Origin of the sequence: Luteithermobacter gelatinilyticus (assembly GCF_005849285.1) — a bacterium.
GTDB classification, from domain to species: Bacteria; Pseudomonadota; Alphaproteobacteria; order Sphingomonadales; family Emcibacteraceae; genus Luteithermobacter; species Luteithermobacter gelatinilyticus.
The window spans coordinates 621,268-632,731 of sequence record NZ_CP040517.1 but is presented as its reverse complement, the minus strand read 5'-3'; the positions used below and the strand labels follow the sequence as shown (position 1 = coordinate 632,731).

The 11,464-nt window shown below is 57.8% G+C and carries 9 protein-coding genes; 4 read left to right on the top strand and 5 right to left on the bottom strand.

The features are described from left to right. The first annotated feature begins 92 nt into the window (after positions 1–92). The 3 genes from FE788_RS02885 to FE788_RS02875 all read left to right on the top strand — a co-directional run bounded on the left by FE788_RS02885 (position 93) and on the right by FE788_RS02875 (position 4,079). Entirely contained in the window at positions 93–2,270 is a 2,178-nt protein-coding gene (locus FE788_RS02885; protein WP_138379223.1) for an Atxe2 family lasso peptide isopeptidase, read from the top strand. Between the two features lie 37 nt (positions 2,271–2,307). Then, positions 2,308–2,931 (top strand): TolB family protein, encoded by a 624-nt coding sequence (locus tag FE788_RS02880; protein WP_210414110.1) that lies wholly within the window; start codon positions 2,308–2,310, stop codon positions 2,929–2,931. A 107-nt stretch (positions 2,932–3,038) separates the two neighbouring features. Then, positions 3,039–4,079: an alpha/beta hydrolase family protein gene (locus FE788_RS02875; protein ID WP_138379221.1), complete on the top strand. Its 1,041-nt coding sequence runs from the start codon at positions 3,039–3,041 to the stop codon at positions 4,077–4,079. Here FE788_RS02875 and FE788_RS02870 read toward each other — a convergent pair. The 4 genes from FE788_RS02870 to FE788_RS02855 form a co-directional block, all read right to left on the bottom strand. Continuing rightward, complete coding sequence (locus FE788_RS02870) at positions 4,034–5,860, bottom strand: asparagine synthase-related protein (RefSeq protein WP_138379220.1); 1,827 nt, start codon at positions 5,858–5,860, stop codon at positions 4,034–4,036. The genes FE788_RS02875 and FE788_RS02870 overlap by 46 nt on opposite strands. A 12-nt stretch (positions 5,861–5,872) precedes the next feature. Next, positions 5,873–6,541, bottom strand: a complete 669-nt coding sequence (locus FE788_RS02865; protein WP_168190234.1) for a lasso peptide biosynthesis B2 protein — start codon at positions 6,539–6,541, stop codon at positions 5,873–5,875. A 105-nt stretch (positions 6,542–6,646) separates the two neighbouring features. Continuing rightward, positions 6,647–6,880, bottom strand: a complete 234-nt coding sequence (locus FE788_RS02860; RefSeq protein ID WP_138379218.1) for a hypothetical protein — start codon at positions 6,878–6,880, stop codon at positions 6,647–6,649. Positions 6,881–7,369: 489 nt separating this feature from the next. Then, the gene (locus tag FE788_RS02855) at positions 7,370–8,140 is read right to left on the bottom strand and encodes a LuxR family transcriptional regulator (RefSeq protein ID WP_138379217.1); all 771 of its coding nucleotides are present in this window, start codon (positions 8,138–8,140) and stop codon (positions 7,370–7,372) included. A gap of 346 nt (positions 8,141–8,486) precedes the next feature. Here FE788_RS02855 and FE788_RS02850 point away from each other — a divergent pair, with 346 nt between their 5' ends. Further along, positions 8,487–9,620 (top strand): acyl-CoA dehydrogenase family protein, encoded by a 1,134-nt coding sequence (locus tag FE788_RS02850; protein WP_138381269.1) that lies wholly within the window; start codon positions 8,487–8,489, stop codon positions 9,618–9,620. A 133-nt stretch (positions 9,621–9,753) separates the two neighbouring features. Here the strand turns inward: FE788_RS02850 and FE788_RS02845 are convergent, their stop codons facing one another. Continuing rightward, positions 9,754–11,448 (bottom strand): AMP-binding protein, encoded by a 1,695-nt coding sequence (locus FE788_RS02845; protein WP_138379216.1) that lies wholly within the window; start codon positions 11,446–11,448, stop codon positions 9,754–9,756. Positions 11,449–11,464 lie beyond the last annotated feature (16 nt).

The window sequence follows — 11,464 nt, the reverse complement described above, 5'->3', positions numbered from 1 at the left end:
GGCGATAAGACCTGAAAATCTCCAGGACGCATCGCCCGGGACATTTTCATCCGATATATCGTCCTGAATATTTCTCATACGGAGATCCTGCGATGATCCGATTCTTCATGGCGGTGATGACAAGCTGTTTTTTCCTCGCCGCCTGTAGCAACCCCGAAAACTCCTATTCAAGCCTGCCTGAAAACCCCGGTCCGCAAAACTCCCGGGAGTTTCAAATTCCAGCCGCCGCGCCGCAAGAGATCTGGCCCTCCCGCCCCGTCACCATCGCCGATATCGTCACGCTGCGCACCATTGGCGGCATGGGCGGCCGGGGCCTGAGCCTGTCGCCGGACGGCCGGCATGTGGCCTTTGAAGCCCATCAGGCCGACATCGACAGCAACAGCTACCGGGTCGCCTGGTTCGTGGCGGCCATAACGCCCGGCGCCCAAGCCATAAATGTGGGGGATGCGGGGGATCCGTTACTGTTCCAAAATCCCCAGGGCGGCTGGGCCAGCATGAAAGCGCAATGGTCCGCAGACGGCGAATGGATCTATTACCGGCGCAGAACCGACGGCGCAACCCAGGTCTGGCGCAGCCGCCGGGACGGCAGCGCACAACAGCAGGTCACCACCTCCGCCGCCGACGTAACCGGTTTCCGGCTGGACCCGGCGGGACGGTCCCTGTTTTTTACGACCGGCGCGGCGCGGGCCCGGATCAATGCGGAAAAGCGGCGCGCCGCTGAGGAGGGCTATCTGGTGGATGACGCGCTGTTCAATCCTTTTTACGAAGCCCGGCCGTTCTATCCGCCCTATCATTTTGCCGGCGGCACGCCCCGGCTCTGGCGGCAAGACCTTGCCAGTGGACAGGTCCGAAAGGCGAGCGACGCCGACCGCGGCGCCTATGAAGACCTGGTCCGTCCGACCGCACTTCCCGGCCGACCGGCCGCCCGCAATGTCGTCTTCTCCGACAAGGGCGCAAGCGCCGCCTGGCTGGAAAATGCGGATCCGGAAAAATATCCCGGCGCGCTGCCGCCGCTGCGGCTCATGGCCGCCTCATTCCCCGACGGCGCGGCACTCGATCATGTGGCCGCCACGGCCTGCCCGGCCCCGGAATGCAGGGGAGCCATCGTTAATGTCTGGTGGCTTGACGAAAAGGAGGTGATCTTCCAGAAACAGGAAGGATACGGCAGGCGCGCCTTTTACGGCTGGACCCCAAGGGCGGCGAGGGTACGTCCCATCTATGCCACCACCGACTGGATTTCCGACTGTGCCCCGGCACAGGACCGGGTGGTCTGTTTTGTGGAAACCCCCACCGTGCCGCGACGGATCGTTTCACTGAATCTGAGAAGCGGCGACCTGGCCGTCGTGCTGGACCCCAATCCGGAATTCCGGCAGGTCCGCCTCGGCCCGGTGGAGCGCCTGATCTGGGAAAATGAGTATGGCCGCAAAACCTGGGCCTATCTCGTCAAGCCGCCCGCTTTCGATCCCGCAAAACGCTATCCCATGATCATTGTGCAATATTCGCCGGACGAATGCCTGCGCGGCGGCACGGGTAATGAATTTCCGACCCACGCCTTCGCCGCCAACGGCTTCGTCGTGCTGTGTTTTTCCCAAACCGGCGTCGATCCGGAAATTTACAGAACCCTCGCCGATCCCCACGCCATTCTGCGGGCGGAATATGGCGACTTCGCCAAACACAAGCAAAGCCTGTCTTCCCTCGAAGCCATCATCGACCGGCTCGCCGAACGGGGCGTGATTGATCCGCGCCGGGTCGGCCTTACCGGGCTCAGCGCCGGGGTGGAGATTTTGCAATATGCGCTGATCCATTCCCGGGCCTTTGCGGCGGCGGCCACCTCCGGCGGCGGCTCGGAACCGATCAGCTATTTCGGCTCCACCGCCTTCAGCCGGGAGAGTTTTTTCCATCCCCTGGGCTTCGGCAATCCGTTCGACAAGGAACAGGGCAAAAACTGGCCGCAATTCTCCCTGGCCCTGAATGCGGATAAAATTGACGTGCCGCTGCTTATCCAAGCCGCCGACCGGGAATATCTGCACGCCATCCAGACGGTGATCACCTGGAATGTCGCAAAAAAGCCCATTGAGATGCGCGTCTTTCCCGATGAACATCATGTGAAATGGCATCCCGCGCACCGTTATAACGTCCACCGGCGCAATGTGGACTGGTTCAATTTCTGGCTGCGGGACGTGAAGGATCCAGACCCCACCAAGGCGGCGCAATATGAGCGTTGGGAAAAATTACGCCGGCAGCACCGGAATAAGGAAGATCCATCGTGAGCCGCACAAGAAAGATTGCCATACAGGAAAGATTGCCGTGACGTCCTTGATATTCCGCCTTTTGAAGCAAGGGGGCCTGGGGTTCATTTTCCTTATAGGCGCGGTGCTTGCCGCCGCTGCCGGTCCCGCCGACCACCCCCGCGAGGTCGTCGATGAACTGGTCTTCAACCAGCGGCAGTTTCCCGAAGAAGGCGCCGTGGCCGTCTCCGCAAACGGCGCTCATCTGGCGTTTGTGGTCCGGACCCCGCCCGCCAACATCAACCGGGACGGTTATTACACTGCGGGCGGGCTTCCCACCACGGTCGTCGGCATCCGCATTTATGTCCGCTCCTTCAAAAACCGGGACGCCGCGCGCCAGATTTGTGCGCCCGCAGGTCAGCAGTGGTTTCCCGTCTGGTCGCCCGATGGCCGGAGGCTGCCCTTTTATTCAGACGCCGGTTATTCAAACGCTGGCGGAACGCCGCAGCTTTGGCTCTATGACCGGACCGGCGACAAGTGCCGCCCGATCGCCACGCCCAGGATCCGGATGACCCCCTTTGTCGCCTCCGGACCCTATTGGGGGGCCGATAACCGGACGGTTTATGTGCCGCTGATGCCCAAATTCGCCCCTCATGCCCCTTCAGAAAACACTCGCCCCGGCAGCCGGACGGGCGGGCCCTAATCATCCGGGCCCGCAACGTCCGCACGGACGAACAGGCCATCCTGAGCCTCACTCCCGGGGAGAAGTCCCCTCGCGTCCTCTGGCAGGGCAAAGGCCGGTTCAGCCATATGACTGGCGGCGGCCATCATGATTTTATCCTGGCGGCCTATGAAGATTACGCCACGCCTCCCGACCTGTACCCGTTTTCCGGGGATTTTTCCCGGAAAGAGCGGCTGAGCGCCATAGATCCCCGCCTGAATGAACTGCCCAGTGGCAAGGTTCACTATTTCGACAGCAGAATCCCCATGCCGGGGGGACGAATTGTCAAGATCACAAGCGCGGTGTTGATGCCGCCCCGCCCCGGCCCGCAAAAGGACGAAAAGGACGCCCCGCCGCCGGCAGTCGTCATAATTTATCCGCAAAGCGACCTGACCTGGTATGCGTCACAGTATGGCGGCGGCTTCCCGGCGACGGTGCCGGCCCGGGCCCTGACCGGTCGCGGATACGCCGTGGTGCTGACCCATGTGCCGATGCCGCCGCCGGGCCAGGCCGTCAACAGCCTGAAAATCATTACCGACGCCCTGCTGCCGCAGATCTATCGGGCGGCCGAACTGGGGTATGTGGATCTTGAGCGGCTGGCGCTGATGGGGCAGTCTTACGGTGCCTACAGCACCGACGGCGTCCTGACCCGCACCAACCTGTTCAAGGCGGCCGTGGCCATTTCCGGCCTTTATGATCCGGCGGGCACCTATGGCCGCTTTTTGAACGACATGATGTTCGGCGCAACCTATTACGAGGACGGCCAGGGCCGCATGGGTGCCTCCCCCTGGGAGGATCCCCGGCGATATCTGGAAAACTCCCCCTACGACCTGGCGGACCGGATCAGGACGCCGCTGCTGTTGCTGCAGGGCACCGAAGACCACCTGCCCGAGGAAAGCGAGAAAATGTTCAACGCCCTGCACCGTCTGGGCCGCACCGCGCAACTGGCCCTCTATGACGGCGAAGGCCATGTGATCGAGAACTGGCGTCGCCAAAACGCCTTGGACGCCACCCGGCGGATCATACGCATTTTTGCAAAAATATCTGAGCGCGCCGTGAGGCTATGCGTCGGGGAAATGTTATTTTATCCTTTGTACCAATCCCTCGCCCAGGCTTCCGTGCCCACATGAAACAATATCTTGACCAGTTCCGCAGAAACCGAATGATCATCCCCGGACAGGACTTTTTCAAGGCCTTTCCGCTGTAACAAACCCTGCCGCACGAGAAGCCCGTCCAGCAGCATCTCCTTTACAAAGGGTAAATTCCTCTTGAGCACGGCATGATACAGAATGTCCGCCCCGCCCTTTGCTTCCCGCCGGACAATTTCCTGCGGAATATGATCGGAAAACGCCCGACGCGCCAGCCCGCGCTCGCGCCCGCCCGCGGTCATGATCCAGGTCGGGATTCTCAGGCACAACTCTACAAGAGGCTGTGAAAACAGCGGCAACACCGGCTCCAGGAAATCTTCTTTCCGTTCCAGCGGTTCGTAATAGTCCGGACAACTCGTGGCAATAAAAATATGAAAAAACTTGCCGGGCGGGATATGCTCCTCCATTCGTAAAACGGGATGCAAAACCCTTGACGGATCAAGCGTTTCTATAAGATCCGGGGCCATCAGGGATGTCTTGTAACCATTGCGTATGTATTTCATGCGATCATAGGATTTCAGGAAACATTGCTTCAACAGGATGGTGAGAACTGACCAGACGGAGCGCCGGTCCAGCCGGGCCGCTTCCAGCGCAACCCGCCATAAAAGCGACCTCAGCCCGTGGGACTGCACAAAGTCAACGGCGCCGAGATGCGTTTCCGGTTGGAAAAATACATTATCGCCGCCCGAACCATAAAAACAGGCCTCCGCCCCGATTTCCCTGATCCAAGTGGGCTCAAAATGATCCCGGGCCCGCTCATAAAGATAATTGCCCGGCTTGGCTTCTTTTATGAGACGCAGAACCCTTCTCAGGCTGATATTTGCACTGCTCAGGCAGGTTTCATAAAGCGGTACACTGGCCTGCTCCGCAGCAAGCCGGGCGTAACAGCGTTCATCCCCCTGTCGCTCCTCGGTAAAGTAATTTATGCAACTGATGCGCGGCGGCACAGCCGCCTGTTTCAGGCAATTCAGCACAATAGCGGAATCCAGCCCCCCGGACAGGTTGTGAAAAACATTGTTATAACAAGCCGCCCAGGCCGCCACGCAATGGCGGGTCGTTTGCCGCAGTTCCCTTGCTGCCTGCTCGATATCCTCTAACGGATCGTTCCGGGCAATATCCGCCGGAGACCAGTAAAAGGACGGATCATTGTCCGGAAAAGGCGTTTCCAGACATTGGCCGGGTAACAGTTCCGAGACTTCCCCGAGGCCGGTCTGTTCCGTTTTCTGGGGACCATAAGCCATAAAATGGGCCACATGATCCCAGTTTATGGAAAAAGACATTCCTGTAATTTTCCGGATATCCGGCATATAGGAAAAATAGATCTCCACCATCCGGTAGCGCATATAGTAACAGGGGAAGGAGCCGATGGGATCGCGCAAAATATTCAGCCCATCTCCTTTCTCATCCCGGATAAAGGCCACATAGCGCCCCCAATAATTTGTGGTGAGATGTCGTCCCTTTGTATGGATAATAGAATGGCTTTCCGGCCCGTCCAGACATGTCGGAACCAAATGTTGGGCCGTCGCTCTTTTGAAGAGTTTTCCCAAAACGACGCCACCTTCTGCCAGGCCAGCGTCATTCCGGATCAGATAGGTTTGCATCCGGCCCTCTCTTTCCCCGACATGCCAGACCATGAAACCGTCCACCGCTAGAACCTTCCGCCAGCCCTCGGCCTCCCCCTCCATTGCTGCGATCAGGTCACGCACGGCTTCCCTTGCCTGGGCATTCTCCTGATCCCAAGTCAAGGCAACATATCTATACATGAATTCCCCCTTTCAAACGATCATGATGGGCGTGTAAAGGCTTACATGATCCACCGTATCGTTGAGAACCACCCCATGCGTCTGCAGCCAGCAATGGGCAACGAAAGGTTTCATTTTGACCCCGAAAACCCAGTCGGGAAAAATCCCGTAACCGGCCAGAAACTCTAGCAGGGCCAGGGATTGAAACAGGCACCGATTCCGACCCGTGAAAAGCAGCGGTTGCAGGAAATTAAAAATTTCCACCAGCTCCCGAATTTGTTCAAGTTCGCAATCTTGCGGGCCGGGGGAGGATAAAACTCGCAACCCAAGCCATTTATGTTTATGCTTGCGCAACCGGTGAACCGTCCGATGCAGCGGTTCCCATCGTAACCGGCACAGGGAGATAAACGCCGCCCTAAAAAAATGCACTACATGCCCCACCCTTACCCGGGGTTCTTCCCCCGGTCGATATCCCCCAAGGTCCCGACCGGCCAGATTCATTTCCATAGGCGCTATCATTTTTCCCTCCTTCGGATGACGGGTCAGCAGACCGGCTTCCTGCATCTCGGCAAGCAGGGCCTGCACGGTATTATCCCCCGTTTCATCCGCAGGTAATAATTCTCCCTTGAGGAAGATAGCGAGCTTCCGGCTCTGATCCGGCGGCAAGGACAGATATTCGTCGTTGCGCAGGTTCAGAAACATTGCATGTCCGTCTACCTGACACATATAAACATCCCTGTTTAAACGATACCCTGTCATCCAGTTACCTCACAGGCTCTTGAAAGCCGTCATAGGGAGCCACGTTGCCTAGAGTGAATTGTGAAGAGGTTGGCTCAATTCTGTTGGCGGATTGTGGCCCGCCTCACGCGGAAGACGGCGCCGGGCGATGCGGGGCATCGGGCCAGGCGTCTGACCCAGGCGTCTGACCCAGGCGTCTGACAAAGTGAGCGGCCCCAAGCCGCCAACCCGAAGGGCCGGGCCGATCTGGTCCAGTTCCGGCGGGGTTTGGCTGGGCCGTACCGCCAGTATGGCCTGCGCCAAACCCCTGGCTCCTGAACCAGACCGGCCCGGCAGAATGGGTCAACCTATTCACAATTCACTCTAAACATGAAAACAGCGTGCAGCATTTGCTGCACGCCGAGGAGGGCTTCGCCGATTAATCGTTCGGCGGTAAAGGCGTCCGGCGCAAATTGGTCGGATTAGCGGGAACTTCAAGGAAATTCCCTTCAATTCCCCTTGTTTCCTTCGAAACAAACCCATGCTTTTTCAACATTGCTCTCTCCTTTGATGTGGAATTTTTAATCATCTGACGACATAGGTGTCCGACGCAGATTGGTAGGGTTGGCGGGAATTTCCAGGTAATTGCCGTCAAAGCCCCTTGTTTCTTCTGAAACCGCACCGATTTTCTTAAGCATATTGTTCTCCTTTTAAGAATGTTGCCGAATTTCTCCGGTATTTAAATTTAACACTCCCTTAAAATCAATCACAAGTATATATTTATAATATATAAACAACTTTAAATTGATATCTTTACTCCAACAGGCCAAGATGCAGGGCCTTGATCACCCCTTCCGTGCGGTTGGTCGCGGCGAGTTTGCGCAAGGCATTGCGGATATGGCACTTGGCAGTATGTTCGCTGATGCCCAGCACCACCCCGATGCCCCATGTGGACTTGCCCCGCGCGATCCATTCCAGACATTCCCGCTCCCGGGATGTCAAATCAGGCACCGGCTGCGGCGGCGGCTCGATCGGATGCAATATCCGCAAAACCCGGTGAAACTGAACCGTCAGCAGATACAGCCGACTTAACACCCTCTCTTCCGGCGCCTCCCTGCTCCTCCCTTGCGCCTTTTCTTCCCCCCCTTTACCGGCACAAGAAACCAGAAAAACCGAACGGCCCGGCCCATGAATAGGCACCCCCACACCCTGGCGCAGTCCGTAGGTTTCCGCCGCCCTGAGGATCGTTTGTTGCGGTCGGGTCAATGCAAACTTTGCCGGCAATTCGTGCCAGAAAAACGGCCGGACACACCTCGGTCCGTACAACAGCACCGGGTCATGATGCTGGGCGTTACGACCGTAATAATAATCCTGCCAAAGGCGTGGAAAACTGCTCCACAGCAGAGGCGGCGGCAGGGAACGCTCCTGCCGGGCAAAAATATCCGCATCCCGCCATCCTTCCCCCAAGGCGGCCAGCATGATATAGGGATATCCCAGTTCGCCTAGCGCCTGTCTGAAAAAAGACAGTAGTTCAGAAATCGTGACGGCCTTCAGGCTTTGATCTATAAATTCAGAAATCGGCATATCATATATGTGGTCCCGCTGTAGTCCCGCGATTCACATGAAGTGAAATGTCATAAGAGGAGATCTGTCCCTTATTATGAAAAGCCATCCCCCGATCGACAGACTTTATTCTGAGGGGTTGACAGCACCTATTCCGCCGATCAGAAACCTTGACCAAAGTCCGCAGCTGGTATAGTGTTACCGATGAGTAACGTTGGGCGGGTGATCGGTGGAGTTCGCCTTTCCCATCCCCAGAAAAACAGGCCAGAAAACCGTCATGGCCGAAACATATGTCTGGGACATCCTGCCCTGGACCCTATGTGCCGAAAAAGGCCCGCGACGGACCGCCGACAAAGGAAGACAAGCCATGATTTTGAGCGAAGAACAGCGCATGATCCGGGATATGGCCCGGGATTTTGCCCAAAACGAACTGGCCCCCCATGCCGCGGAATGGGAAAAGGCAGGAGAAATTCCCCTGGATGTGCTGCGCCAGATGGGCGCATTAGGTCTGATGGGCATGACCGTCCCCGAAGAATGGGGCGGGGCGGGCGCTGATTATGTGTCCTACGCCCTGGCGCTGATGGAGATTGCCGCCGGGGACGGCGCCGTCAGCACTGTGATGAGCGTGAACAACGCCCCGGTCTGCGCCGCCATCCTCAAGGAGGGCACGGACGCCCAGAAAGAACGATTCCTGAAACCCCTGGCCCAAGGCGAAATCATCGGCGCCTTCGGTCTGACCGAACCGCAGGCCGGCTCCGACGCCAGCATGCTGAAAACCCGGGCGGTGAAAAACGGTCAGGGCTGGCTGATCAATGGCTCAAAACAATTCATCACCTCGGGCAAAATCGGTGGGGCCTGCATTATTTTTGCCGTCACCGATCCGGAAGCCGGGAAGAAGGGCATCACCGCCTTTCTCGTACCCACCGACCTGCCAGGATATACTGTCGCCAGCGTGGAAAAGAAGCTCGGCCAGAAGGCATCTGATACCTGCACCTTGCATTTTGACAACATGCAGGTCAGCGACGATATGGTCCTGGGCCGGGTGGGTGAAGGATACAAGGTGGCACTTGCCAATCTGGAAGCGGGCCGCATTGGCATCGCCGCTCAGTCAGTGGGTATGGCCCGGGCGGCGCTGGACCACGCCATCCAGTATGCCAATGAGCGCACGGCGTTTGGCAAAACGATCATCGGCCATCAGGCCGTCGGCTTCCGGCTTGCGGAGATGGAAACCCGGCTCGAAGCCGCCCGCCAGCTGGTGCTGCATGCGGCGGCGTTGCGCGAGGCCGGCCGCCCCTGCCTCAAGGAGGCCTGCATGGCGAAGCTGTTTGCGTCGGAGACCGCAGAGGCGGTCTGTTCCGCCGCGATTCAGACGCTCGGCGGCTATGGCTATTTGCAGGATTTCCCGGTAGAACGCATCTACCGGGACGTACGGGTCTGCCAGATTTACGAAGGCACTTCGGACATCCAGAAAATGATCATCGCCCGCGATCTCGCCGGATAATTCCGGCGGAAACCGGGAAGGGAAATCAGGAGTCCGTTTTCGGTGTATTGGATGGCGCCGCTCTCGCTTGCCATGACAAAAAACAACGTCATCACAAGTTCCAAAGGCCTGTGTGATGGAACGCGGGGCCATTTCAGGCGGTTTCCTGCTCCTCCAGGCCCAGTTCCTTGATCATCTGCTCCCGCATCACGAATTTCTGGATCTTGCCGGTGACCGTCATAGGGTAGTCCGTGACAAAGCGGATATGGCGGGGAATCTTATAATGGGCAATCTCGCCCCGGCAAAAATCCCGGATTTCCTCGGCGCTGGCCTCACAGCCCTCGTGCAGGCGGATCCAGGCACAGATTTCCTCGCCATATTTTTCATCCGGGACACCGAAGACCTGCACATCCATGATTTTTTCATAGCGGTACAGAAATTCCTCGATTTCACGCGGATAAATATTCTCCCCGCCGCGGATCAGCATATCCTTGACCCGCCCGACAATGTTGCAAAACCCGTCTTCGTCCAAAATTGCCAGATCGCCGGTATGCATCCAGCCTGCTTCGTCGATGGCTTCGGCGGTCTTTTCCGCATCCCCCCAATAGCCTTTCATCACCGAATAGCCCCGGGTGCACAGTTCGCCTTTCTCACCTATCGGCACAACCCGTCCGGTCTCGTCCACAATTTTAACCTCCACATGGGGATGAATGCGACCCACTGTGGACACCCTTTTTTCCAGACTGTCCGAAGGGTTGCTCTGAAAGCTGACCGGACTGGTTTCGGTCATGCCATAGGCGATGGTCACCTCATCCATATGCATTTTGGAAACAACCTTTTTCATCACCTCGATGGGACAGGCCGCCCCCGCCATGATCCCGGTCCGCAGGCTACTGAGGTCAAACCGATCAAATTCCGGATGGTCCAATTCGGCAATAAACATGGTCGGCACCCCCTGCAAGGCCGTGCAGTTTTCCTCTTCCACCGTCTGGAGGGTGGCCAGCGGGTCAAAGCTGTCACCCGGAAAGACCATACAGGCTCCGTGGGTGATACAGGCCAGATTGCTCATGACCATACCGAAACAGTGATAGAGCGGCACGGGAATGCACAACCGGTCCTGTTCGGTGAAATTCATGGCTTGTCCCACGAAGAACCCATTATTGAGAATATTGAAATGGGTCAGTGTCGCCCCCTTGGGAGACCCCGTGGTACCGCTGGTAAACTGGATATTAATGGCGTCATCCGGCGACAGACCGGCCTGCACTTCCTTGAGCCGGGCAAAATCCTTGTCCCGGGCCAGAGCGGGAATGTCAGAGAAGTTATAAAATCCGTGGGTTTTTTCTTGGCCCAGCCGGATCACAATTTCCAGATCCGGCAGACGTTCAGACCGCAAGGCTCCCGGCGCGCAACGGTCCAATTCTGGCGCCAGATCCCGCAGCATGGAAATATAATCGCTGGACTTAAAACGATCCGCCGTGATCAACGCCCGGCATCCCACCTTGTTCAGGGCGTAGTCCAGTTCCGCCCGCCGATAGGCCGGATTGACGTTCACCTGAATAAGCCCCGCCCTAGCGGTGGCGAATTGGGCGATCACCCATTCCACACAATTGGGCGCCCAGACCCCGACCCGCTCCCCGGGTTCAAGCCCCAGCGCCACCAGCCCGGCGGCGAAAGCCTCCACCTGTTCGGCAAATTCCGCATAAGTCCAGCGAATATCCTGATGTCGCACCACCAGCGCTTCGCGGTCCCCATACCGGGCCACGGCCTCTTCCAGCGCCTCTCCAATGGTCTGATACCTCAAAGGGGTGTCCGACACCCCGTTCACATAACTTTTCGACAGTTTCTGCATCCTGGCCTCCCGTATG